The organism is Candidatus Margulisiibacteriota bacterium (assembly GCA_018822365.1).
Classification (GTDB): domain Bacteria; phylum Margulisbacteria; class WOR-1; order O2-12-FULL-45-9; family XYB2-FULL-48-7; genus XYB2-FULL-45-9.
Genome location: JAHJKL010000064.1, coordinates 12,102 through 36,532, shown reverse-complemented (window position 1 = coordinate 36,532; position 24,431 = coordinate 12,102). Strand labels below are relative to the sequence as shown.

Genomic DNA, 24,431 nt, shown 5'->3' with positions numbered 1-24,431 from the left:
GATTATCAACGATATAATTTCTCCAGTCTCAATATTTGCCGGGAGGTAATAGTTCATGAAAAAAGTGATCGTTAGTTTGATGGTGGTTGGTTTGTCTTTGCTCTTCGCCGGAGAAATATTGGCGATCGAAGGAACCGCGACGATCGCCGCCAAGGACCTTTATAACCTGGCGCAGAGGAAAACCTATCGTTTGGGGATCAGGGGTTGCCTGCTTTCTCCAACAGATAACGTTAATGTCAGCAAAGACTCAACATTTGATCTGGGGCTTGAATTTGACGCGAAGCTGAACGAGAACCTAGATACCGGACCACGTTTTGGCCTCATCTTGAATAAAAAACTGCAGCTTGGCAGCAGCGTTGACGCGACCTATACTTTGGTCAAATTTGGCTATGGAGCAAGGATCTACACTATGTATTGGGGCGAATACGGCAGCTCTCACGGATTCTTTAACCTTTATATCAGTGCCGAGATCGATTACTATACCGGGAACAAGGTTTCAGATGGAACGCCTTTGGCGACCAATCCCTCAAGCTTTGCGGGGTTGGGTGGTAATGCCGGAGTAGGGGTCGAACTGGCTTTTGGCCCGAACACCGGCGGCTATGCCGAGGTCGGATACCAGCGGACCAGTATTAAAGACACCAACAATGTTGAATTGCCGCTGGATGGCTATATTTTGGCGGCCGGTGTCCGGTTGGCGTTCTTTTAAATTTTGCTTAAGCCGTCAAAGATCGTTGCGGTCGGCTTAAATTATATTGAGCATATAAATGAGATGAAGATGGAGCGGCCTAAAGTGCCGCTCCTCTTTTTTAAGGCTCCTTCCGCTTTGATCGGCGACGGAGGAGAGATCGTCTATCCTTCCCAGACCAAGGAACTCCACTATGAAGCGGAGCTGGCGATCGTCATCAGGGATCGGACCAAAAATATTTCCAGCAAAGAAGCGCTTCAGCATATTGCCGGCTTTACCTGCTCCAATGATGTGAGCGCGCGGGACCTGCAACTGCAGGATGGCCAGTGGGCCAGGGCCAAATCGTTTGATACTTTTTGTCCGGTCGGTCCGAAGGTCGTTTCTGGTATCGATCCCAATAATCTAGCGATCAAATGCTATCTTAATGGCGAACTCAAGCAGTCATCCAATACCGGCAACATGGTCTTTAAAGTAGAAGAGCTGGTTTCTTTTATTTCCAGCGTGATGACCCTGGAGCAAAACGATATTATTTTGACCGGAACCCCCCCCGGGATCGGTCCGATGCGGGTTGGGGATGTGGTGGAGGTAGAGATAGAGAAGATCGGGCGCCTGAAAAATCGGGTCGTGGCGGCTTAAACGCCCCTAAGAATAGGAGTGACCAACAGATCTCCTTCTTTTAGCTGGGCCAATGCTGGGTTTAATCTTTCCAGTTCAGTAACTGTGGTTCGATGCTGACTGGCTAGTTCTTGGGTTTTTATGCCGCTATCATCCTGGTCCTGCGGTTTAATTATGTGCAAATGATAGGACGAATCATAACGGATCGTGGCGATTGATGTCATTTATTGTTCCCCCCTACACATATTATTCGTACCGATCGGGGTAAAACTTGCATTTTCTGGGATAGAATGTCATTATATTTTTAGCATGAAAAGGCCATTTATTGTATTCGTGACGATCTGGGTGATATTTGTTAGCGCGGTTGGGGCGGTCATTAAAATTGATCATCAGGTCCCATTTTTATGCCAGGCCCCTTTTGGCGACTGGCGCCAGCCGTGGCAGGACGCGTGCGAAGAAGCGGCGATCGTTATGGCAATGGGGTGGGTAAAGGGAGAGAAGCTGACTAGGGGCATAGGAAAAAAGAAGATCTTGGCTTTGGTTGATTGGCAGATAAAAAATTGGGGCGGGCATTATGACCTGACCGCAGAGGAGTCCGCTAGGTTGATCCGAGATTATTATAAATATGATCTGGTTGAGGTCTTGCAGGTGGTTTCAGAAAAAGAGATAAAAGCGGCGTTGGCCGAAGGGAGCCTGGTCATTGCTCCTATGGCCGGCCGGGAACTGGGCAACCCGTATTTTACCCCCCCGGGTCCTTACTATCATTATATATTGATCAAAGGGTACGATGAAGCCACAGGGGTATTTATTACTAATGATCCGGGGACCCGCCGGGGAGCTAATTATACTTATAAATATAAGTCCCTCTTTCAAGCGATCCACGACTGGACGGGAGAGAAGAAAAACATTGGCCTGGGTACGAAAGCAATAATTGTGGTAAAATTGTAATTGATCTGATAGGGCCCGTGGCGTAACTGGATAGCGTGTCGCCCTCCGAAGGCGAAGGTTGCGAGTTCGAATCTCGCCGGGCCCATTTCTTAAATATGCTTTTAACTATTTTTCTGCTAATTATTGGGTTGATTATACTGGTCAGCGGGGCGGAAATATTGGTCAGGGGGGCTTCGTCTGTTTCCAAAAGAGCGGGGATCCAGCCGATCGTCATTGGTTTGACCATTGTTGCCTTTGGGACCTCCGCCCCCGAACTGATCGTTAACCTTATATCCGCGTTTAAAGGGACCACGGATATCGCGGTGGGGAATATTATCGGCAGTAATATCGCCAACATTCTCTTGATTTTGGGGATTTCCGCTCTAATTGTTGACCTGAAGGTCAGCAGGAATACCACCTGGAAAGAGATCCCGTTCGCGATCTTAGCGGTAGTCGCTCTTTTTGTCCTGGCAAGCGACAAATTATTTGACCTGAACCGGGAGAATGTTTTGACCAGGATCGATGGCTTGGTTCTGCTCGGTTTCTTCGCGGCTTTTATGTATTATGCTTTTGACATGTTTCGCAGGAAAAATGTTGAAGAACCAGGGGAAGAGATCAAAACATATTCCACTCCCATTGCTTTTTTGTTGATTTTGGGAGGATTATTGTTTTTATTTTTTGGCGGCCAATTGCTGGTCAGCCAGGCGGTTATTCTGGCCAAATTAGCCGGATTGTCGGAGATTTTGATCGGATTGACTATCGTGGCGGTGGGAACATCGCTTCCGGAAATGGCGACCTCGCTGATTGCCGCGCTAAAAGGCGAGTCGGACATCGCTATCGGCAACGTTGTTGGGTCGAATATATTTAACATATTTTACATACTGGGCGTTACTTGCGTTATAAAACCAATTCCGATAGGGGATGCCGCCTACATTGATATTTTATTTTGTTTAGCCGTTACCTTGATCTTGTTTGCGGCGATGTTTGTCGGCAAAAAACATATGCTCCAGCGCTGGCAGGGAGGGGCTTTCATTCTTTTTTACGTTATTTATATCCTTTACTTGATCCAAAGGGGATAAAAATTGGACTTTATCAAATTTCTTGGGACTGCCGGGGCTCGAGTGGTGGTTTCCAGGCAGTTGCGCGCTTCCGGCGGCATCTGGCTCTCGCTTGACGGGACGAACTTATCGATCGATCCGGGACCGGGAGCTTTAGTTAAAGCCCTGGCTTCCCGGCCTAAACTTGATCCGACCACTTTGGATGGAATCCTCATTTCTCATAAGCATCTTGACCATTCCGGTGACGTTAACGCGATGATCGAGGCGATGACCGCCGGGACTTTTAAAAAGCGGGGGGTGGTTTTCGCTCCGGCGGAAGCATACCGGAACGACCCGGTCATTCTGAAATATGTTCGCAAGTATCCGGAACGGCTTGAGATCCTCAAAGAGAAGCAAAAGTATAAGGTTGGCAGTTTGTCATTTACGACCCCGATCAAACATATTCATCATAACACCGAGACATATGGCTTTAAATTTAGAGGGGAAAAGGTAACACTTTCATATATTTCCGATACCAAATATTTTCCCGGACTGATCAGGGCCTATAAAGCCGATGTATTAGTCGTTGGCGTTTTGCGGCCCGAACCGTCGCATCTGGAGCACCTTTGTGTTGAAGACCTGAAAAAGCTGGTCCGCGGGATCAAGCCGAAAATAACGATCATGACCCATTTTGGGATGTGGATGGTCGGGGCCAAGCCGTGGCTGGTCGCGGAACAGCTGAGCCGGGAGCTGAATGCCAAAGTGATCGCCGCGGAAGATGGGATGAAGTTTGAGCTTTAACCGCGGACTTAAGTCCGCGGTTAAAAATGCTTGCTTGTCATTACTTTTTTATGATATATTTACAACCGATGTCCAAAAATATCAACCAATTGCGAATTTTGTTGATCCTGGGAATTATCGTCGCTGCCGTTTACGTTTTAATAAGATTTCCGATCAATCTTGGCCTTGACCTGCAAGGCGGGACCCGTCTTGTTTATGAAGGTGAGGATACCGACAAGGTCAAAGTTAACGACGACTCAATGTCCGGAGTTGTAGCGGTCATTCGCAACAGGATCGATGGGCTTGGGGTCTCCGAGCCGACCATCCAGCGCAAAGGGCAGAACCAGGTCATTGTCGAGCTCCCGGGGATCAAGGACCCCGAAAGGGCGATCGCCCTGATCGGCGACACCGCTCTGCTGGAATTTGTCGAGGCGGAATGGCTTCCCGGGGATGCCCGCGGCGCTTCGCCCGAAAAGGTCAGGGAGTTTTACGGGGCCGAAGCCAGGATCGATTCGGTCAAAGATATGCGCGACGGCAGGGTGGAGAGCGAGCGGCCGATCGTCTTGAAAAAGACCGTCCTGACCGGGGCAGACCTCAAGGGGGCTTATCCTAGCTTTGACCAGTACGGCAACCCGGTGGTCGACATTGAATTTAATGATAAAGGAGCGCAGCTCTTTGCCGAAGTGACCGGCCGATCGGTCAACAAACCGCTGGCGATCATTTTGGACAAACGGATAATTTCCGCGCCGAATGTCCGCGAACCGATCCCTTCCGGCCGGGCCCAGATCTCCGGAAGTTTTAAAGCCGAAGACGTCCGTGATATGGTGATCAAGCTCAAGGCCGGATCGCTGCCAATCCCGGTGAATATGGTGGAGACCAGGATCGTTGGCCCTTCTTTGGGGAGAGATTCGATCGATCGGAGCAAGATCGCCGGGATCATCGGATTTGCTTTCATAATTATTTTTATGATCATTTATTACCGGCTTCCCGGTTTTATTTCGATCATTTCATTGGGGATATATATTCCCTTGACCTTATCGATCCTGGCTATTTTCCATACGACGCTGACTCTGCCGGGTATCGCCGGTTTTCTCCTTTCCATAGGTATGGCGGTTGACGCGAACGTGATCATTTTTGAACGGTTGAAAGAAGAGCTCCGGCTTGGTAAAACGATTAAAGCCTCTTTTGCCGCCGCGTTTGACCGCGCGTATACCGCCATCATTGACTCAAACGTTACCACGATCATCGGCGCGGTCACCCTCTTTTTTGTCGGGACAGGGACGATCCGCGGCTTTGCCGTTACCCTGACGATCGGTATTTTGGTTTCAATGCTGACCGCTCTGACCCTGACCCGCATGATGCTTAATTTGATGGTTGATGCCAGGATCGTGACCGATCCAAATTCTAAACTGCTTTATAAATGAGGAAGATATGTTCGATATAATAAAAAAATCGCGTTTGTGGCTGACCATTTCCGGTGCGTTGGTTGTCCTGGCTCTGGCCGCGATGCTTTTTAATTTTATGGTCCATGCCAAACCGCTTAACTTCGGGATCGATTTTACCGGCGGGACGATGCTGAGCCTCCGTTTTGCCAAAACTGTTTCGGTTGGAGCTGTCCGCCAGGTTTTAGACGGTTACGGCCTGGGTGAAAGCGTCATTCAGAAATCCGGCGGCAACGACATCCTGATCCGGACCAAGCCGCTTGATAACGATGTCCGTGCCAATATTCTGGCCGATTTAAATTCCAAGATCAGTCCGGCCGAGATATTGGAGGCCGACGTCATTGGCCCGACGGTCGGGCGGGAGCTGGGGAAACAGGCGATCTGGGCCCTGATCCTGGCGTCGCTCGGCATTATCATTTACGTCTCGTTCCGTTTTGAGTTCAAATACGCCATGGCGGCGCTGATCGCTTTATACCATGACGCGATCATCACTACCGGTATTATCGCCCTGTTATGGCGGTCGGTCGATGTTACTTTTGTCGCGGCGATCCTGACGATCATGGGGTATTCGATCAACGATACGATCGTCATTTTTGACCGGATCCGCGAGAACCTTAAAAAGCCAAACCTGGCCAAGAAGAAGTTCAGCGAAGTGGTCAATATTTCTATTTGGGAAACAATGGCCCGTTCGATCAATACGGTGTTGACCGTCCTATTTATGGTTGCTTGTCTTTTGATCTTTGGCGGAGAGCCGCTGCGCGAATTTTCACTGACCCTGTTGATCGGATTTTCGCTTGGCGCTTACTCTTCGATCTTTGTCGCCCCGCCGCTTCTGGCTCTCTGGCATCAAGCTGAATCCAAAAAATGAACTATCTTCTGCTTGGCATCCTGCAGGGAATAACGGAGTTCCTGCCGGTCTCGTCTTCCGGTCATTTGGTGATCGTTCAATCCTTGCTGGGAGTAGGAGAGAATGTCGCCTTTGACACCGTTCTGCACCTGGCGACCGCTCTGGCGCTGATCATCTATTTTTGGTATGACCTCTGGAGCCTGCTGAAAAAGGAAAATTGGAGGCTGTTGGGGCTGCTGCTCCTGGCGACCGCGATTACCGGGGTGATCGGTTTTGCCGGTAAGGATTTTTTTGAGAGCCTTTTTAGCTCTGTCCAGGCTGTCGGCTTTTTCCTGCTGGCGACCGGGATCTTCATTATGCTCGGTGAATGGTTTGGCCGCGGCCGGCGCAAACTCTCCGGTATGACCTGGCGAGACGCCGTTTTTATCGGCTTAGCCCAGGGGGTGGCGATCCTTCCCGGGATTTCCCGCTCCGGAACGACGATCTCCGCCTCGCTTGGCCGTGATTTTGAGCGGGAAGCGGCCGCCCGCTTTTCCTTTCTGCTGGCGATCCCGGCGATATTGGGGGCCGGCCTTCTCCAGTCAAAGGCGATTATCAAGGCGGGGGAGATCGGGATTGGATTTGGTCCTTTGCTGATCGGTTTTCTGGCCGCCTTTGTTTCCGGCCTCCTGGCGATCAGGTTCTTTATGGAGTTGGTCCGCCGAACCTCGATCCGGGCCTTTGCCTATTATTGTTTCGCGGTCGGGATCGCGGTCATGTTTTTCCTCCGCTAATTATCTTTAAATGCCTGAAATTTATCTTTAAATATAGCGACAAAGCATTGTTCGGAGGGAATTGTTCATGTTAATAAAGATAAATAAACGTTTTATAACCAATCGGGAAATAGCCCTGCCCAACCCGCTCTATAATGCCTTGCGCCATGACCGTCAGTTGACGGCTATTGTTTATTACATCAGATCAGGCCGGCTCCATTTTGACGATTTAATGAGGACATCAAATCCAAAGCTGATCGGACTGGCGCTTGCCATGAGCGGAGAAGCGGCGGCCAGGCGTTTGGTCCAGAGGGCCAGAGGGACAGCTGACCGTCAAAAAGTCGGTCTTTGGCGGATACTGAATATTATTTTGGCGATCGGCAGGAAAGGCAAGATCGTTACTTCCCGGGGAGACCTTAAAACGACCCTGCACTACCGGGCGGAGATCGCTTTTTTAGAAAGGCTTGGCGAGATGCTTCCCGATCATTCTCCTCTTTTTATTTCTCTGATCCCTCATTTGCCTGGAGAGACAAAAGTATTTACTCGCCAGGTTGTGGCCACCGAATTGTTTGTGACCTGCCACTCTCTTTCTTGACAAGCTTCCCTTCAATGATTTATTCTACACAATATGAAGCGCCGCTCAGGCAGTAATTTCATCATTCAGCAAGAAAGTATTTTCCGACGGACCACCGCGGATGACCTGGTTGCGATGCTGATCAATGTTTCGATCGTTTCGATCCTGGCCGTTTTGTTGTCTTGTTTGGCCTCCGAATGGCTGGTTGATCTGACGCTCCGGGCGACCCCTCTGGATTATCAGCAACTGGCCCCTCTATTATTAAGAACAGCGTATGGTCTGTTGTTTGTTTTAGGGGGGATCATTCCTTCCATGCTTGCCTTTTTTGTCCGGACCTGCAGAAAAGAGCTGGTTGACCGGGAGGTTGGCTCTCTCCGTCGCGGGTTTTATTTGTATGCCGGCGGGGGACTGGCCGCAGCCGCGCTGTTGCTTTACAAAGGGATCTCTTATATCGTGTTCTTTGGTTCCGACCCGGTTTTTCCGATGGAAGGCTTTAACGACCGGTTGTTTTGGGGGAACCCTTTCCTGGGTGGACTGCTTTTTGGTTTGGCCGATCTTTGCCTGGCGGCCGGTTTGATCTGGTGTCTGATGATCATTCTTCGGGCTAACCGCCGTTAAAGCCTTTGTTTTTCTGGAAAAAATAACTAATTGCCTCTCGGTTTTTCTTCAGGTATAATCAACCCGCTTGTGAGAAAGAAAAAAGTTAAAAAAAGAGCTATCCGTTTTGATTGGCGTAAAGTATGGTGGGGGGCGGCTTTTTTACTTTTTATTTTGATCGTTTTACTCAGTTTTTGGCTGGTGGGGGAGCTGACCACAAGGCAGACCCTTATTACCAGGCCTGTTTCGGTCGACCAAACTTCCGGGATCGCGATCAAACTATATTATTACAATGAAAATTCGGACGCAATTCTGCCGGTCGAGAGGATCATTCAGGAGACCAATGGGCCGCTGCAAGCGGCGGTCCGCCTGCTGATCAAAGGGGATTTGACCAGCGAAGAAAAGGCGGCCGGTTATACGACCGAGTTCCCTCATGCCGGGTTTAACCTGGTGAGGGCCGATCTGGAAAAAGGGGTTTTAACCCTGGAATTTACCGATGTTCCCGGCTTTACGACCGGCGGGGCGACCCGGGTTGAGTTGCTGGCGGAACAGATCGAAAAGACCGCCAGGCAGTTTCCGGGAGTAAAGACGGTCAGGTTCCTCCCCGACTCGTTGTTCCAACCTTGATCGCCTAGACTGCCTAGAGCAGCCGGCGCGCTTTCAAATCCCAGGGAATTATAGTAAAATGCATATTATATAGAAAAGGAGAGTATTATTATGAAAAGTTTAAAAGGGACCAAGACCGAAAAGAACTTGCTGGCTTCATTTGCCGGTGAATCACAGGCGAGGAATCGCTACACTTATTTCGCCTCCCAGGCGGTCAAAGATAACTACCAGCAGATCGCGGCGATATTTTTGGAGACCGCCGAAAATGAAAAAGAACATGCCAAGCGGTTTTTCAAGTTTCTTGAGGGGGGGGACGTTGAGATTACCGCCTCTTACCCGGCCGGAGTGATCGGCGACACCGCCAAGAACCTGGAGGAAGCGGCGGACGGGGAAAAGATGGAATGGACCAAGTTGTATGTTGACGCGGCTAAGATCGCGAAGGAAGAAGGCTTTGATGAGATCGCCAGGGTGTTTAAAGAGATCAGCGAGGTTGAGGAACAGCACGAAAAACGGTATCGCGCCCTGCTCAGGAACATCAGGGAAGGAAAAGTATTCAAAAAGGACCAGCCGGTCAAATGGCATTGCCGCAACTGCGGTTATGTCCACGAAGGGAAAGAAGCTCCGGAGGTTTGTCCCGCCTGCGCCCATCCCAAAGCGTACTATGAGCTGCTGGCGGAGAATTACTAAATGGAAACCGAAAACAACCTAAAGCCTTTGCTGATCGCCATAAACGCCGAAAAAAAGGCGATCGAGTATTATTCCCGGGCCGCCAAAAGAGTGGTCAACCAACAGGGAAAAGATGCCCTGAATAAGATCAAAGCCCAGGAAGAGAGGCATTGCCGGGAACTGGTTAAAAAATTCAAAAAACTAGCCGGGCATGAACCGGGCGCTGCCGAAATAGAAGGGGTGGGAGCGGCCATTTCCGCCTTGACCGAAGAGCACATTCCGGACAAAGAAGCGAGCGACCTGGAAGTCTGCCAGGTCGCGCTGGCCGATGAGCAGGCGGCACATGCTTTTTATGTGAACTCAGCGGAGAAGGCGACTGACGAAGAGACCAAAAAGATCTTCCTTGACCTGGCCCAGGAAGAGAGCCAGCACGCTAAAACCGTAACCCACATTTGTCGGATACTTTCCCGGTAACAAGGAGAGTGTTTTTTGCCCCATAAAAGCAAGAAGCTTATTATAGCCATTTCCGGGATCAGTTGCGCCTCCTGTGTTTCCACTATTGAAAACGCCCTTAGTAGTTTTAGTGGAGTTGTTTCCGCCAATGTCAATTTTGCTTCGGAAAAAGCGACCGTTGAATATGATCCGCTTGTAACTGATATTTCCGCTATTGAAAAATTGATTGAAGCGACCGGGTATAAAGTTGTCAGAACATTTGACCGTGAAAAGAACGAGCACGATGGCGAGATCATAAATTTACGGAGCCGCTTTATTGGCGCCCTGATCTTTAGTTTGCCTCTTCTATATTACATGTTTCATGAGCTGTTCGCCTGGCCTCTTCCCCATAAGTTAATTGACTACGCGGCTTCGATCGAACTGCTCCTTGTTTTGCCGGTGCTATTTTTTGGCGGTATTTTCTTCAGCCGGGGGATCGCTTCACTGGCAATAACGCGGACTGCCAATATGGATACGTTGGTTTCTATCGGAGTAGCTGCCGCTTTCTTTTATAGTTTGGCGGGGACGATCGGCCAATGGTTGGGATGGGCCCCTTTAGGGATGGGGGGGCTTTATTATGAGGTCTCTGCTTTATTGATCACTTTTATCCTGCTCGGTAAATATTTTGAAGCGCTGGCCAAAGGGCGCACTTCGGAAGCAATTAAAAAACTGATCGGCCTGCGGGCCATAACCGCGATCATTGTGAGAGAGGGAAAAGAGGTTGAAATTCCGATCAGCGAAGTGGCGGTTGGGGATGTTATTGTCGTTAAACCGGGCGGGAAGGTCCCGGTCGATGGAACGGTCATTGACGGCCATTCAGTGGTTGATGAATCAATGGTCAGCGGAGAGAGTCTGCCGGTTGAGAAAAAAACAGGCGACAAAGTGACCGGCGCGACCGTCAATGGGACCGGCGCGTTCAGGTTCATAGCGGAAAAGATCGGCAGCGAGACTTTTCTCTCCCAGGTAATTAAACTGGTTGAAGAAGCGCAGGGGAGCAAGGCTCCGATCCAGGCGCTAGCCGATGTTATTTCCGCCTATTTTGTCCCCGCAGTTTTGTTGACCGGCATAATAACTTTTATTGTTTGGCTGCTGGTTGGACAGAGCATTCTTTTTGCGCTGACCGCTTTTATCGCCGTGCTGATAATTGCCTGTCCCTGCGCCCTGGGGTTGGCGACGCCGACCGCCGTTATGGTTGGGACCGGTTTGGGAGCGGAGCGGGGAATCTTGGTCAAAGACGCGGCCGCCCTGCAGATCGCTTCACAGGTCAATACCGTAATTTTTGACAAGACCGGGACATTGACCAAAGGGAAACCTGAAGTTACCGATATATTAGGGGATAAGCAAACATTGCTTTTTGCGGCGATTGCTGAGAAGAGGTCTGAACACCCTTTAGCGGAAGCTGTATTGAAGAAGGGGGCAGAATCCGGAGACATTCCTGACCCGGATAAATTTACTTCTTTCTCGGGGTTAGGGGTTGAGGTGGTTTATAAGGGAGAAACGATCCTGCTTGGCAACCGGAAGCTGTTTGCGCAAAGAAAGATCGCACTGGGAGGATTGGAGCCCCCAATAAAAGAACTGGAACAGAACGGTCGGACGGTTATTCTGCTCGGCAGAAATGGGAGTTTGACCGGTGCCTTAGGGATCTCCGATCAGATCAAGGGGGAAGCCCGTGAAACTGTAGCCACATTAATAAAAATGGGAATAAAAGTGATTATGATCACTGGAGATAATAAACAGACTGCGGAGGCTATCGGTATGGAGGCTGGCGTTAAAGAGGTTGTTGCCGAGGTCCTTCCTCAGGAAAAAGCTGAATATATTAAAAATATGCAGAAAAAAGGCGAAAAAGTAGCAATGGTTGGTGATGGGATCAATGATGCTCCAGCATTGGCCCAGGCCGATCTAGGAATAGCGATCGGATCAGGGACTGATATTGCGATCGAAACCGGTTCGATCGTTCTAGTTAAGAACGACCTCAAAGAGGTGGTAACTGCTATTAAATTAAGTAAATATGTTATGAGGAAGATCAGGCAAAACCTTTTTTGGGCCTTTTTCTACAATTCCCTGGGGATACCTATTGCCGCAGGTTTATTGTACCCGATTAGTGGCTTTTTGCTTAACCCGGTAATTGCTGGTGCAGCGATGGCATTAAGTTCAATATCGGTTGTTTCTAATTCCCTGCTAATGAGAAGATTTAAAGCATAGTAATAGCTAAAAAGTTAATAATTGATCGGTCTGCCTTCAATCTAGCTTATGGATTAAATATGCTTATAATATGGGCACAATGATATTATTTGGCATTATAGCGCCATAAACAGTCAAAATGCCCCTAAATAGCTCAAATTCAATGCAATTTTCCCACCTAATATAACGATAAGTATGTGTATGGATAACAACATCGGCTCAAAATTTGTTTTTGTTTTAATCTGCTGCTGATCTCCAGCTTACATTCCATTCATTTTCTAGATAAAAACTTAGGAGGAATAAATGAATAAATTGATAAAAAAGGTTAATAAAATAGTAAATAATAATCAAGCAATTATTAAAATAGTATTGCTTCTGTTATTGGTTGTTTCATTTTCAGTAGTTAAATCGTCCGGGAATGAGAGTAACCTGCAGGCAATGGTATTTGCGCATAAATATAATGTATTTTATGGTGGAACGGTCACTTCAACCGCTTATAACTCTCTGCCTAACCAGACCGATGATACCCCCTGGATTACCGCTATGGGGACCAGGTGTAGGGAGGGGGTAGTTGCCTCTAATTTCTTACCATTGGGGACCAAAGTGATGATAAAAGGCTTTGGCAAGAGGATCTTTGTGGTTGAAGACCGGATGCATACCCGCTTTAGCGACCGGATCGATGTCTGGTTTAGAGGGTATAGTGAAGCGGTTAATTACGGCAAAAGGGACATTGATTTCTATATAGTTAAATCGTAAGTATCGTTTAAGCTTTTTATTAAAAGCCCTCCGGGAATCCCGGAGGGCTTTTTTATTGCCTGATCGGAATAAATAAGTTAAGATTATCATAATGGATAGTAAATTGACCACTTTAAAGGAGCGCTTGTCCGGCTTTGGCCGGATAGCGATCGCTTTTTCCGGTGGGGTAGACAGCACCTTTCTGCTTTACCAGGCGCTTCAGGTCTTAGGAAAGGGAAATGTTCTGGCGGTCATTGCCGAATCGCCGACTTATCCCCGGGAAGAAATTTCAGAAGCGATAGTTTTGGCTGATAAACTTGGGGCCGAATGCCGGCAGATCAAAACCGAGGAATTCGGCGACGAAAACTTTCTCCGCAATTCCAGGGAGCGCTGTTATTTCTGTAAAAAAGAGCTCTTTGCCCGGCTTAAGCAGCTTGCCCAGGAAAAAGAGATAGACCATCTGGCTGACGGGTCCAATCATGACGATTTGAATGATTTTCGTCCCGGCAGCCGGGCCAGGGTTGAATTTGGCGTCCATAGTCCTCTGCAGGAAGCAGGGTTGACCAAGGAAGAGATCCGCAAAGCGTCGCGGCAAGCCGGCCTGCCAACCTGGGAAAAACCATCTTTGGCTTGCCTATCATCGCGGATCCCGTACGGGACCAGGATCACTCTTGAGATCTTGGGCCAGATCGGCCGTGGCGAACAATATTTAAGGCAAAAAGGGTTTGATCAGGTCAGGGTCCGCCATCATGGCTCTATTGCCAGGATTGAACTGGAGCAGGATCATATCCCTCGGATCATGGAAGAGGGGATGATGCCGGAGATCACCAAATATTTTGAAGAGCTTGGCTATTATTATGTTACCATTGACCTGAAAGGGTACCGGACCGGAAGCCTGAACGAGGAGGGAACAAATGAACCGGATCTATCTTGATTACGCCGCGACTACTCCGTGCGATCCCCGGGCCGTTGTCGCGATGGCCCCATACTTTACGGAGAAATTTGGCAACCCCTCATCGATCCACGGGTTTGGCCAGGAGACCAGAAGCGCCGTTGAAAAAGCAAGAGAGCAGGTCGCGAAATTGATCTTGGCCCAGCCGCGGGAGATCGTTTTTACTTCCGGCGGGACCGAGGCCGATAACCAGGCTTTAATGGGGGTTGCGTTTGCCAACGAAAAGAAAGGTGACCACTTGGTTATTTCCGGTGTCGAGCACCACGCGATCACCGAATGCGCCGATTTTTTAAAGAAGCGGGATTTGCGTGTTACGGTTGTGCCGGTAGATAAATACGGCATGGTCGATCCAGCCGATGTGGCCAAAGCTATCGAAGCCAAAACGATCTTAGTTTCGGTGATGCACGCCAACAACGAGATCGGGACGGTCCAGCCGATCGCCGAGATATCCAAAGCGGTCAAAGCCAAAGGAGTCTATTTACATACCGACGCGGTCCAGACTGCCGGGCATCTGCCGATCGGGGTCGAACAGCTAGGCGTTGACCTGCTTTCGATCTCCGCGCATAAACTCTACGGCCCAAAAGGGGTAGGCTGTTTGTACGTCAGGAAAGGGACCAGGCTGACCAGCTTGCTGCACGGCGGCGCACAGGAAGGGGGAAAGCGGGGGTCGACCGAAAATGTTCCGGGGATCGTCGGTTTTGGGGCGGCGGCTGAGCTGGCGGCGAACGAAATGGGGGAAGAGAACGTTCGGGTCGCTAAATTGCGCGACAGGTTAAAGACCGGACTGCTCGCCAAGATCCCTGAATCACAGCTTAACGGACATCCGACCGAGCGCCTGCCAAACAACCTGAACATAACCATAAAATATATCGAAGGAGAATCGATGCTCTTGAGCCTGGATATGGAAGGGATTGCCGCGTCAACCGGCTCGGCCTGCAGTTCCGGCTCGCTCGAGCCGTCGCATGTTTTGCTGGCGATCGGCCTGCCGCACGAGCTGGCTCACGGGTCGATCAGGTTTTCGCTTGGAAAACAGACGACCGAACAGGAAATTGATCGAGTATTGGAGGTTTTTCCGAAGATTGTTGAACGCCTGCGTAAAATGTCACCGCTATACGAAGAGGGAAAAACAACCCGCGGCTGAACGCCGCGGTTATTGACGATTTAGCCGCGACGTTTAGTCGCGGAAGAAGAATAGGAGGAATAGCATGGCGAGTAATTATAGTGAAAAAGTAATGGAACATTTCAAGAATCCGCGCAATGTGGGGGAGATGGAAAACCCTGATGGCATCGGTAAGGTTGGTAACCCGACCTGCGGCGATATCATGGAAATGTACATCAAAGTTAAAGATAATATTATTACTGATGTTAAGTTTAAGACTTTCGGATGCGGGGCGGCGATTGCGACCTCATCGATGTCAACCGAGATGATCAAAGGAAAGACGATCGAAGAAGCGCTCAAGCTTAGTAACCGGGCGGTTGCTGAAGCTCTGGGTGGCCTGCCGCCGGTTAAAATGCACTGCTCGGTCCTGGCGGAAGAAGCGGTCAAAGCGGCGATCGACGACTATCTTAAAAAAACGACCGGTAAAGGGCTCCCCGGTTTTAAACCGTCAGAAGAACCGATCTGCGGCCATTAACGGTAGGTTTTGAGGAGTCGGACCAGCCGATCGTGATATTTGGTCAGGGAAAAATTTCCCCATTCCAGGGAGATCTGGCCGACCAGTGCGTCAACTTTTTGTTCGGTTAATTCTTTGTAATCTTCGGTAAAAACTACCGCCATTTGCAGGAGGGTCGCGTGGATCTGCGCGGTCAACTCTTCGGTATTTCCATTGATCTTGGATAATTTAAAAGCGATCCGGGCCAATAAGGTGAGGCGCTCCGCTCGCGGCCGGCTCCTGGCGAAAACCACGCAATCGTCGCTTAATAGTTCAGACGCGATCCCGGCGTTGTCATTATACAAAAAGGGATCGACCAGTTTTTCCATTTGCGTTTTATAACGCAACGAAGGATCCTCGATCTGCCGGGAAAGGCGGAGAGCGCTGACCACCTGATCTTTATCCAGACAGTTATTGATCAGCTTGATTTTCTCCCTATCCCTTTGAGGCCTGCTTTTAACTGGCATTGAAGGTGGTTTGGACTTGCTTATCTTTCCGATCATCTTAAAGGTATTTCCAAGATTATTGGCGGAAATTTCAGGGAAGAGCTGGAGATATTTTAGGTTTAATATATCAACTTATTGACATTCCTAGGCAATAAATAGATAATAACTTCGTTTAATTATCTGGAGGGGCCAAATGAGCCTAAGAAGAGGACTGATAATTCTCCTTGTTTTATTAAGTGCCCCAATGGTTTTTGCCGATGTTCCTCAAATATTAAGCTATACCGGGCGGTTGACCGACTCACTGGGTCGCCCGATCCTGACCGCAAAAACGGTCCAATTCAAAATCTATGACGCGGAGAGCGGCGGAACCCCTCTTTGGACCTCGGCCGATTATTCGACTATTCCGGACGCGGGCGGGGTTTTTAGCGTCTTGCTTGGGAGCAATGGCGACCCGATCGGTGAAACCGTTTTTTTCGGTGTTACAGCCTATCTGGAGATCATTATTGAAGGGAATGTTCTAACTCCCCGGCTTCGTTTGGCCAGTGTTCCGTTCGCGTATAAATCATTGACCGCTGATTCGGTGGCTGACTCCTCGATTACCACGCAAAAAATATCCAACGAAGCGGTTACCAGGGGAAAAGTAGCCAAAGATAGCTTTGTAAAAAGCATAATTGCCGGGACCAATGTTGCCATATCGGCTGATGAAAATAACGGAACGGGGCAAGTGACGATATCCATCTCGGGAACAGGGACTCAAGGGCCAACCGGAGAGGCTGGGCCACAGGGGCCGACAGGAGAAGCTGGCGCGATCGGTCCGCAGGGGCCGACCGGTGAAGCAGGGACCATTGGTCCACAAGGACCGACGGGAGAAGCTGGAGCCATCGGTCCGCAGGGTCCGACGGGAGAAGCGGGGACAAGCTCATGGTTGGATGGGAGCGGAAAAGTAACGACGTTAGTTAATGTCGGGATCGGGACAACCGAAACAGCCAAGACCCTAACGGTGAATGGGACGGGAAGTTTTGCGACACAAGTAAATATTGGCGGGCCGGCACTGTCAAACTCTATGCTGACCGTGCACAGCGACGGCCCAGCGCTTGGATTGAAAGCGTTGACGGCAGGGGAGAGCGCGTATCTGGACTGCCGGACCAATGACGAGGCGGTCCGAGGCCTGTTTGGCGTTGATGGGGTTCATTTTACGGGATCGACCAACCAGTGTGTTGTCGCTACCTGGAGCAATACCCCGATAGTTTTCTTTACCTACCAAGCCGAGAGGATGAGGATCACGACTGGGGGCAATGTCGGGATCGGTACGGCAAATCCTTCCGCTTCGCTGGAAGTCGCGGGGAACATAAAGGTCGGTTCTGCCGGGGCGTCAATTGAAGCGGCGACCGGCCGGTTCTATGGGGATGGTTCGAAATTGACAGGGATTTCCGCTGATGATAATACCAAAATCCTTAAAACGGGTGACACGATGACCGGCCGGTTGACGATTGAAGGGACGAACGCCTCGCTCCGATTGGATTCGAACACCAATATGAACCTGCAGTTTATAGATCATGCGACAGGAAATTACGGCTGGCAGATAGAGTGCATTGCCGATTCTTACTACCTGGATTTTAAGGAATATAATGGTTCGTTGGGGAGCGCGCTGATGAGGCTTGACCCGGTTTCTCATCTGGTTGGCATTGGGACGACCAATCCAACTTCAAAGCTGACCGTTGCCGGGACGATCGAGGTTGCCGGCTCCGCTTCAGTGATGGGGCCTAAATTTAAGATCACTCCAGAAGGGGGTTACGCCGTCAAGCTGACCAATAATACCGGCGGAGCTTCGGTCAAAGGAACATTGGTAAGAAGTAGCCCGACTGCCGATAATAGTTTTGTTCTTTGCAGTGTTTCTTCCCTGGATTGCATTGGAGCGGTTTACGATAATGGCGTAGCCAATGGGCAACAGTGCTATGTCGTAGTTGCCGGGATTGGCGATGTATTATACGAAACGACCAAGCTGCCGGTCCACGGGAATTTTGTTTATACTTCAAATGTAACCGCCGGCCGGGCGGATGGCGATCAACTTGTCCCGCCCTCGACCGTTGCACACTGGCAGGAGGTTGGGCATGCACTGGAGACAGTTTCCGGTTCACCATATTTAGGCAAGGTATTGCTCCATTTCAATTGATATTTAGGGGAATAAACGCATCTTGACATATATGGACAAAGCACTCCATACTGTGCAGGATATGGCCAGTTGTTTAATAAAATGTGAGCCAGTTGGTTTGCCAAGGCAAGGGGTTACCCCTTGCCTTTTTTATTCCCACACCAAAACATTCCGTCGCTTGCGGCACAGATTACTTTGTATGCTCGGGCGGGGTTTTGGTGTGGGAATTTATTAGGAGGAAAATATGAAGCGTGGTTTGAAATTGATTTTATTAATACTTTGTTTATTTCAATTTTCAATGATAGTGCAGGCGGAGGTTCCCCGCTTATTAAGCTATACCGGCCGATTGACCGACCCGGCAGGGCGGCCGATCCTGGAAGCTAAAACACTTCAGTTCAAGATCTATGACGCGGAGACATACGGGAACACTCTCTGGACTTCAGGAAATTATCCGACCTCCCCAGATTCGGGCGGAACTTTTAGTATTTTACTTGGTTCGCAAAGCGACCCGGTCCCCCAGGCGGTTTTTGCCGGGACCGAAGCATATCTGGAAATTAATGTTGAAGGGACGATCCTGACTCCAAGGCTCCGACTGGTCAGTGTCCCTTATGCTTACCGCGCCTCTTTTGCCGACAATGTTGTTCATGCGCTTTTCCCAGGTTCTAATATCAGTGTCACGACCAGCCAGAGCAACGGGACCGGAACCGCGACGATTGAAGTGGTAACCGATGGCGGGACAATTACCACAAATAACAATGGCGAACTGGAAGTAACCGATGGCGGGATCAAAAGTGAAAAGCTGGATACAATTTCTTCACCTAGCAACGGTGATGTTTTATCGTGGAATGGTTCGGCGATGACCTGGGCCCCAACCGCGGTTGGGAACGTGCCGATCGATAATGTGACGATTGGCCGGAATATTGTGACCAGCTCTTTGGAGGTCAAAGACTTTGGGATCTCCAACGATAAGATCGCCAATGGGACGATCGACCTGACCGCTAAGGTGACCGGCCTTCTCCCCAACGCTAACCTGGCGACGATCACCACAGCTGGAAAAGTTTCCGGAAACGCGATAACAACGGGAACCATTGGCGGTGATACTGTAATAAATACAACCGGCAATATTACCGCGGCAAGCTATTTTGGCGACGGCTCCAACTTGACCGGTTTGACCGCTAATAATGCCGCTTCCCTTGAAGGAGAGCCGGGGAGTTACTATCTTAGCCGGACAAATCATACCGGAACGCAAGATTGGAATACGATCGACACGGCGACCAACAAAGTTGATCTGACTTCTCAAGTAACCGGGCTTCTCCCCAACGCCAACCTGGCGACGATCACGACGGCGGGGAAGGTTTCGGGCAACGCGATCACCACCGGGACGATTGGCGGCGATACTGTAATAGATACGACCGGCAATATTACCGCGACAAGTTTTTATGGCGATGGCTCCAACCTGACCGGTTTGACCGCTAATAATGCCGCTTCCCTTGAAGGAGAGCCGGGGAGTTACTATCTTAGCCGGACAAATCATACCGGGACCCAGCTTTGGAGCACGATTACCACTCCGGACGAAGCGAACAAAGTCGATCTAACTTCCCAGGTTAAAGGTTATCTCCCGAACGCGAATCTTGCGACTCTCGAAGCCCCCGGCCTGGTTTCCGGAAACGCGATTACTACTGGAACGATCGGCGGCGATACTATTATTACTACGACCGGGACGATCTCGGCTGTGACCTTTATTGGCGATGGCTCCCAGTTGTCAGGTGTGTTAGCGACCGGGATCGCCGATTACGCGGTGACCACCAGCAAGATCGCGACCGCGGCGGTCACGTCGGAAAAACTGGCGGCCGACCTGACATTTTCCAACCTGACCCTGACCGGGGTCGCCACCGCCACCGCTTTTGTCGGCGACGGCTCTCAACTGGCCAATGTGGTCGCGACCGACATAGCCGATAACGCGGTCTCTACTTCGAAGATCAGCGACGAATCGGTTACTTCGGCCAAGATCCTGGACGAAACCATTCAAACGATCGATATTGGAGACAGCCAGGTGACAAATGTAAAACTGGCCGGCGGCATAACAGAAGACAAATTAAACGCGATCACCGCGGCGGGGAAGGTGAGCGGCGCTTCACTTAGCTTTTTGGGGAACATTCCGGCTGGAGCTGGAACAATTCCAAATGCTAATTTGAATATTGGGACTGGCGCGAACCAATTAGTCACCCTGAACGATTTGGGCCAATTACCGACGATCGACGCTTCAAATTTAACCAACGTGACCGCGACCAATGTCCCCGATTATTCGATCACGGAGACCAAGATCGCGACCGACGCGGTGACGACCGAAAAGCTGGCCGGATCGATCCCCGATTCCAAACTGGCGGCGATCACTACCGCCGGGAAAGTTGACGGGAGCGCGTTAACGAGTTTTGCCAATATTCCTGGTGACGCGGGGGTTGTTCCTTCAGCCAACCTGCCGATCGGTTTTGCGGCCGGCCAGCTGGTTACTCTTGACGCGGAAGCCAAACTTCCGGCGATCGACGGATCACGCTTGACCGGGATACCAGGGCAGGCGAATACCGCTTCCAATGTCGGCTCGGCCGGGGTTGGGCTTTATAAACAGAAGACCGGGGCCGACCTTGAGTTCTATAAAATAAATTCCGCCTCGAACAAACTAACGATCGGTCTGGTCAATACCGATCACATTAGCCTTGAGGTCAATGAAGCCAATCTAACTTTGAGCAATATGGCCGGGACTTTGGGAATAGCGCACGGGGGGACCGGTCTGACTGCCGCGCCGGCCGGGGGGCAGCTGCTGATCGGCAACGGGACAGGTTATACGATTGCCAATCTTAATCCCGGAGATGGCATTGTTATTTCCAATGGGGTTGGTTCTGTGGCGGTTTCCATGGATATAAGTGATCTCCCTATTGTGAATAGCTCATATTTGAATGATTATATCCCTCTTTATACCGGTTCATCCCAGAAAAGGATCTCCAAGAGCGACTTGTTTGGCGACCTGCTTGGGGCGCTTAAATATAAGGATACCTGGAATGCTGATGCTAATACTCCAACTTTGCTTAGCAGTACCGGAGAAGCGGGAAATTATTATGTGGTCAATGTTGCCGGGAGCACCGAGCTTGGTGGTATTACCACCTGGGCGGTTAATGACTGGGCGATCTATAACGGGAGCACCTGGCAGAGGATCCAATCGACCAATACCGTAGCGAGCGTGTTTGGCCGGACCGGGCCAATCACCGCCCAGCCGGGAGACTATACTCCGGCCCAGGTCGGCCTGGGGAATGTTTCCAATGAAGCGCAGATCCCCAAATCGCTTGGCACGACTAAAGGGGACCTGATCGTGTATAACGGGAATGGAACGCCTGATAGATTATTGGTGGGGACCAACGGACAAGTCCTCAAGGCCGATTCCAGCGAGCCGACCGGGGTCAAGTGGGATTCGGCAGCGGCCGGGACGGTAAGTTCAGTCGGACTCTCTCTTCCATCGCAGTTTAATGTTGTTGGTTCGCCAGTTACGAGCAGCGGGACGATCATTGGCTCCTGGCAGAGCCAGACAGCCCACTATGTGCTGGCCGCTCCGGTCAGCAGCAGCGGCACTCCGGAATTCAGGGCTTTGGTTGCTTCCGATATCCCAACTTTAAACCAAAACACGACTGGAACTTCGTCCAATGTTACCGGGACCGTAGCAATAGTAAACGGTGGAACAGGCCAAACCACGCGCCAAAACGCGATCAATGCTTTGACCGATGTGTCTGGAGCGTCCACTAACAATGTTTTAGCTAAAGACGGGGGAGGGAACGCGAGCTTTGTTTCTATCGGGACCCTGGCGGTCCCTTACACCGGCGCGACCTCGACTGTCAATCTGGGGGCTCAGCAATTATCGACGAGCGGACTGGGAACTTTTGGGTCGGTCAAGAGCGGATATGTTTACCCGGCGGCCGACTCTTCGACTGGTTTTCAGGTCAGGCGGGCGGACGGTTCAACCAGCGTGGTTAACGTAAATACGACCGCCTCTCCCAGTCCTTTGCTTAGCTTAAATGGTTCGGCTTCTAATATAACCATTGCTAATCCAAACGATGGGGCCGGTTTGATCCTGGCCGGATATGGCGGCGGGACCAATGGACAATTGCGCATTGTTTCCAATAACAGCGCCTGGAGCGACAATCAGCAGACCGCGTATTTCCAGATCAAGAGCGGGACCAGTGAAAATTACGCCACCTTCATGGGGGGGACCTATGGATCGGACGCGCCGTTCGATCGGCTCCAATTTAATTCAGATTACACGACGATAACCGATAATATTTATACCAGTACGCCGGTTCCGACCGCTCTTTTTGAGGTGGTTGGCAATACTGCCGCCAAGGAAGGGGTAAAGATCAAAGGGGCTTCAGGGCAGACTGCCGATCTCTTAAAGGTGCAGAATAATGCCGGGACCGATCTGGTCAAGATCAGCTCCGGCGGGTATGTTGGAATAGCCACCGACTCTCCCGGCGCGCCGTTAGATGTCAAAGGGGCGATCCGGTTATCTGGCGCGGCTTCCGGTTATGTCGGTCTTGCCCCGGCGGCGGCGGCCGGCTCAACTACTTATACCCTGCCGAGCGCGGATGGAGCCAATAAAAATGTCTTGGCCACCAATGGTTCGGGCCTTCTGACCTGGACTTCGACTTTGGGGGCGCTGACGGTTTCCGGGCTTAATATGTCAAATGCTGTTATTACAAACGTAAGCACTCCAGTCGCTGGCAGTGACGCGGTGAACAAATGGTATGTCGACAATAATGCCGGGGCTAATCTTGCCCTGTCCAATTTAACGACTACGGCGATCAATACGCACTTGCGGCCGAGCTCGGCGATCTATGACCTGGGGACAGACCCGGGCGGGCATTGGCGGACATTGTACGCGGATAATATTTATGACGGGAGCGCCTCGTATGGAATTGGCACGCTTTGTTTTACTACTAAATCGCAAACACTGACCAACAAGACCCTGACCTCGCCGACCATTAACACCGCGACGATTAGCGGGGGAACAATAAGCGGATCTACGATCAATAACGCGATAATTGGCGGCTCTGCTCCGGCGGCCGGAACCTTTACCACTTTGACTGCCAATGGAGCGATCAATGCCAATGCCGGGATCAACATTACCGGCACAGTGACGGCGACAGCTTTTAGCGGTAACGGCGCTAATTTGACCAGCCTTAATGCCGGCAATATTAGTTCTGGTATCTTGCCGGTTGCTTACGGCGGCTCGGCTCGTGGGGCTGGCGGAATTGCCGGGAACCAGGTTATCAAGATGAACAGCGGCGGGACACAATACGATTCGGCTGGGACTGCCCCAACCGGCGCTTTTGTTGGAACGACCGATATTCAAACATTAACCAACAAGACCCTGACCTCGCCGACGATCAACACCGCGACAATTAGCGGCGGGACGATCAATAACGCGATAATCGGCGGCTCTGCTCCGGCGGCCGGAACCTTTACCACTTTGACTGCCAATGGAGCGATCAATGCCAATGCCGGGATCAACATTACCGGCACAGTGACGGCGACCGCTTTCAGCGGCAACGGTGCTAATTTATCAGCGCTCAATGCCGGCAATATCAGTTCCGGGACTTTGGCGATCGCCAGAGGGGGGACCAACGCGACCAGCTTTACCGCCAGCCAACTGGTCCGGATGAACAGCGGCGGAACAGCACTGGAGAGTTCGGGTAAAACTGTGCCGACCGGGACGATTGTTGGTGACTCTGATTCACAAACCCTGACCAATAAAACAATGTCGACCGGTTCTACCTGGAACGGAAATACTGTTGCCGCTAACTATGGCGGGACAGGACAAAGCTCTTACGCGACCGGGGATATCCTCTACGCGACCGGGACAACTACTCTGGCAAAAAGGGCGGTCGGGTCGACCGGTCAGCTCATGGTTGTTCGAAGCAGCGCTCCATCCTGGGAAACATTTAGCGACAGCAAATCAGGGGTCTTTATCCAGCCCGGGGTAGGAAATTCAGCCAATATCCGCTTGCCGTTTAACGCGACGATCACCGGGGTTTATGTCTTTTGCGAAGGGGGGACCAATGTGACCGGGGTCTTTTACAATAACGGTTCGGAGGTCGGGACCGCCACCGCAACACCGGGGATCTGGGGAAATGACGCGACGCTCAATAATACTGCCTACACGAGCGGCAATACCTTGCGTTTCTATATTGCCGGGGTGACCGGCGGGGTGACCAGCGCGAGCATTACGGTTTATTACACCAAGAGCTAAA

Annotated in this window: 22 protein-coding genes and 1 tRNA gene; 21 read left to right on the top strand and 2 right to left on the bottom strand. The window is 50.7% G+C overall.

Annotated elements, in window-relative coordinates; translation table 11 throughout:
- Window positions 1-55 precede the first annotated feature (55 nt).
- A complete protein-coding gene (locus KKF06_06155; GenBank protein MBU1617332.1) occupies window positions 56-706 on the top strand; it encodes a hypothetical protein in 651 nt (216 codons plus the stop codon).
- 63 nt (window positions 707-769) lie between these two features.
- Window positions 770-1,321, top strand: coding sequence for a fumarylacetoacetate hydrolase family protein (locus KKF06_06150; protein MBU1617331.1), 552 nt, complete (start codon window positions 770-772; stop codon window positions 1,319-1,321).
- Here KKF06_06150 and KKF06_06145 read toward each other — a convergent pair.
- Entirely contained in the window at window positions 1,318-1,524 is a 207-nt protein-coding gene (locus KKF06_06145; protein ID MBU1617330.1) for a hypothetical protein, read from the bottom strand. The genes KKF06_06150 and KKF06_06145 overlap by 4 nt on opposite strands.
- Window positions 1,525-1,609: 85 nt before the next feature.
- On the opposite strand from KKF06_06145, the gene KKF06_06140 reads away from it, so the two are divergent.
- The 17 genes from KKF06_06140 (at window position 1,610) to nifU (ending at window position 15,522) form a co-directional block, all read left to right on the top strand.
- Window positions 1,610-2,248 (top strand): C39 family peptidase, encoded by a 639-nt coding sequence (locus tag KKF06_06140; GenBank protein ID MBU1617329.1) that lies wholly within the window; start codon window positions 1,610-1,612, stop codon window positions 2,246-2,248.
- Between the two features lie 11 nt (window positions 2,249-2,259).
- A tRNA-Arg gene (locus KKF06_06135) sits at window positions 2,260-2,333 on the top strand.
- Between the two features lie 10 nt (window positions 2,334-2,343).
- The gene (locus KKF06_06130) at window positions 2,344-3,306 is read left to right on the top strand and encodes a calcium/sodium antiporter (GenBank protein ID MBU1617328.1); all 963 of its coding nucleotides are present in this window, start codon (window positions 2,344-2,346) and stop codon (window positions 3,304-3,306) included.
- 3 nt (window positions 3,307-3,309) lie between these two features.
- Window positions 3,310-4,065, top strand: a complete 756-nt coding sequence (locus tag KKF06_06125) for an MBL fold metallo-hydrolase (protein ID MBU1617327.1) — start codon at window positions 3,310-3,312, stop codon at window positions 4,063-4,065.
- A gap of 68 nt (window positions 4,066-4,133) precedes the next feature.
- Window positions 4,134-5,468: a protein translocase subunit SecD gene (secD, locus tag KKF06_06120; protein MBU1617326.1), complete on the top strand. Its 1,335-nt coding sequence runs from the start codon at window positions 4,134-4,136 to the stop codon at window positions 5,466-5,468.
- A 7-nt stretch (window positions 5,469-5,475) separates the two neighbouring features.
- On the top strand, window positions 5,476-6,354 hold the full coding sequence (gene secF, locus KKF06_06115) for a protein translocase subunit SecF (protein ID MBU1617325.1): 879 nt from the start codon (window positions 5,476-5,478) through the stop codon (window positions 6,352-6,354).
- On the top strand, window positions 6,351-7,106 hold the full coding sequence (locus tag KKF06_06110; protein ID MBU1617324.1) for an undecaprenyl-diphosphate phosphatase: 756 nt from the start codon (window positions 6,351-6,353) through the stop codon (window positions 7,104-7,106). The genes secF and KKF06_06110 overlap by 4 nt, the downstream gene beginning before the upstream one ends.
- 67 nt (window positions 7,107-7,173) lie before the next feature.
- Window positions 7,174-7,680 (top strand): hypothetical protein, encoded by a 507-nt coding sequence (locus tag KKF06_06105; protein MBU1617323.1) that lies wholly within the window; start codon window positions 7,174-7,176, stop codon window positions 7,678-7,680.
- Window positions 7,681-7,713: 33 nt separating this feature from the next.
- Complete coding sequence (locus KKF06_06100; GenBank protein MBU1617322.1) at window positions 7,714-8,277, top strand: hypothetical protein; 564 nt, start codon at window positions 7,714-7,716, stop codon at window positions 8,275-8,277.
- A 69-nt stretch (window positions 8,278-8,346) separates the two neighbouring features.
- Complete coding sequence (locus KKF06_06095) at window positions 8,347-8,883, top strand: GerMN domain-containing protein (protein MBU1617321.1); 537 nt, start codon at window positions 8,347-8,349, stop codon at window positions 8,881-8,883.
- A gap of 90 nt (window positions 8,884-8,973) precedes the next feature.
- On the top strand, window positions 8,974-9,549 hold the full coding sequence (locus KKF06_06090) for a rubrerythrin family protein (protein ID MBU1617320.1): 576 nt from the start codon (window positions 8,974-8,976) through the stop codon (window positions 9,547-9,549).
- On the top strand, window positions 9,550-10,002 hold the full coding sequence (locus KKF06_06085) for a ferritin family protein (protein ID MBU1617319.1): 453 nt from the start codon (window positions 9,550-9,552) through the stop codon (window positions 10,000-10,002).
- A 15-nt stretch (window positions 10,003-10,017) separates the two neighbouring features.
- On the top strand, window positions 10,018-12,222 hold the full coding sequence (locus KKF06_06080) for a heavy metal translocating P-type ATPase (GenBank protein ID MBU1617318.1): 2,205 nt from the start codon (window positions 10,018-10,020) through the stop codon (window positions 12,220-12,222).
- A gap of 282 nt (window positions 12,223-12,504) precedes the next feature.
- Window positions 12,505-12,957 (top strand): 3D domain-containing protein, encoded by a 453-nt coding sequence (locus KKF06_06075; GenBank protein MBU1617317.1) that lies wholly within the window; start codon window positions 12,505-12,507, stop codon window positions 12,955-12,957.
- A gap of 91 nt (window positions 12,958-13,048) precedes the next feature.
- Window positions 13,049-13,870: an ATP-dependent sacrificial sulfur transferase LarE gene (larE, locus tag KKF06_06070; protein MBU1617316.1), complete on the top strand. Its 822-nt coding sequence runs from the start codon at window positions 13,049-13,051 to the stop codon at window positions 13,868-13,870.
- Window positions 13,851-15,029, top strand: a complete 1,179-nt coding sequence (nifS, locus tag KKF06_06065; GenBank protein ID MBU1617315.1) for a cysteine desulfurase NifS — start codon at window positions 13,851-13,853, stop codon at window positions 15,027-15,029. Before larE ends, nifS begins: the two co-directional genes overlap by 20 nt.
- 64 nt (window positions 15,030-15,093) lie before the next feature.
- Window positions 15,094-15,522, top strand: coding sequence for a Fe-S cluster assembly scaffold protein NifU (nifU, locus tag KKF06_06060; GenBank protein ID MBU1617314.1), 429 nt, complete (start codon window positions 15,094-15,096; stop codon window positions 15,520-15,522).
- Here nifU and KKF06_06055 read toward each other — a convergent pair.
- Window positions 15,519-16,043 carry a hypothetical protein gene (locus KKF06_06055; protein ID MBU1617313.1) on the bottom strand — a complete coding sequence of 175 codons (525 nt, stop codon included), beginning with the start codon at window positions 16,041-16,043 and terminating at the stop codon, window positions 15,519-15,521. The genes nifU and KKF06_06055 overlap by 4 nt on opposite strands.
- Before the next feature lie 136 nt (window positions 16,044-16,179).
- On the opposite strand from KKF06_06055, the gene KKF06_06050 reads away from it, so the two are divergent.
- Together KKF06_06050 and KKF06_06045 are read left to right on the top strand one after the other, a co-directional pair.
- The gene (locus tag KKF06_06050; protein ID MBU1617312.1) at window positions 16,180-18,159 is read left to right on the top strand and encodes a collagen-like protein; all 1,980 of its coding nucleotides are present in this window, start codon (window positions 16,180-16,182) and stop codon (window positions 18,157-18,159) included.
- A 223-nt stretch (window positions 18,160-18,382) separates the two neighbouring features.
- Window positions 18,383-24,430 (top strand): hypothetical protein, encoded by a 6,048-nt coding sequence (locus KKF06_06045; GenBank protein ID MBU1617311.1) that lies wholly within the window; start codon window positions 18,383-18,385, stop codon window positions 24,428-24,430.
- Window position 24,431 lies beyond the last annotated feature (1 nt).

Excerpts from the sequence above, each read along its gene's own strand:
- secD (MBU1617326.1), top strand. The coding sequence starts at position 4,134 with ATGTCCAAAAATATCAACCAATTGCGAATTTTGTTGATCCTGGGAATT.
- nifU (MBU1617314.1), top strand. The coding sequence starts at position 15,094 with ATGGCGAGTAATTATAGTGAAAAAGTAATGGAACATTTCAAGAATCCG.
- KKF06_06085 (MBU1617319.1), top strand. The coding sequence starts at position 9,550 with ATGGAAACCGAAAACAACCTAAAGCCTTTGCTGATCGCCATAAACGCC.
- KKF06_06150 (MBU1617331.1), top strand. The coding sequence starts at position 770 with ATGAAGATGGAGCGGCCTAAAGTGCCGCTCCTCTTTTTTAAGGCTCCT.
- larE (MBU1617316.1), top strand. The coding sequence starts at position 13,049 with ATGGATAGTAAATTGACCACTTTAAAGGAGCGCTTGTCCGGCTTTGGC.
- KKF06_06110 (MBU1617324.1), top strand. The coding sequence starts at position 6,351 with ATGAACTATCTTCTGCTTGGCATCCTGCAGGGAATAACGGAGTTCCTG.
- KKF06_06105 (MBU1617323.1), top strand. The coding sequence starts at position 7,174 with ATGTTAATAAAGATAAATAAACGTTTTATAACCAATCGGGAAATAGCC.
- KKF06_06055 (MBU1617313.1), bottom strand. The coding sequence starts at position 16,043 with ATGATCGGAAAGATAAGCAAGTCCAAACCACCTTCAATGCCAGTTAAA.
- KKF06_06045 (MBU1617311.1), top strand. The coding sequence starts at position 18,383 with ATGAAGCGTGGTTTGAAATTGATTTTATTAATACTTTGTTTATTTCAA.
- KKF06_06050 (MBU1617312.1), top strand. The coding sequence starts at position 16,180 with ATGAGCCTAAGAAGAGGACTGATAATTCTCCTTGTTTTATTAAGTGCC.
- secF (MBU1617325.1), top strand. The coding sequence starts at position 5,476 with ATGTTCGATATAATAAAAAAATCGCGTTTGTGGCTGACCATTTCCGGT.
- KKF06_06075 (MBU1617317.1), top strand. The coding sequence starts at position 12,505 with ATGAATAAATTGATAAAAAAGGTTAATAAAATAGTAAATAATAATCAA.
- KKF06_06140 (MBU1617329.1), top strand. The coding sequence starts at position 1,610 with ATGAAAAGGCCATTTATTGTATTCGTGACGATCTGGGTGATATTTGTT.
- KKF06_06155 (MBU1617332.1), top strand. The coding sequence starts at position 56 with ATGAAAAAAGTGATCGTTAGTTTGATGGTGGTTGGTTTGTCTTTGCTC.
- KKF06_06090 (MBU1617320.1), top strand. The coding sequence starts at position 8,974 with ATGAAAAGTTTAAAAGGGACCAAGACCGAAAAGAACTTGCTGGCTTCA.
- KKF06_06145 (MBU1617330.1), bottom strand. The coding sequence starts at position 1,524 with ATGACATCAATCGCCACGATCCGTTATGATTCGTCCTATCATTTGCAC.
- KKF06_06130 (MBU1617328.1), top strand. The coding sequence starts at position 2,344 with ATGCTTTTAACTATTTTTCTGCTAATTATTGGGTTGATTATACTGGTC.
- KKF06_06100 (MBU1617322.1), top strand. The coding sequence starts at position 7,714 with ATGAAGCGCCGCTCAGGCAGTAATTTCATCATTCAGCAAGAAAGTATT.
- nifS (MBU1617315.1), top strand. The coding sequence starts at position 13,851 with ATGAACCGGATCTATCTTGATTACGCCGCGACTACTCCGTGCGATCCC.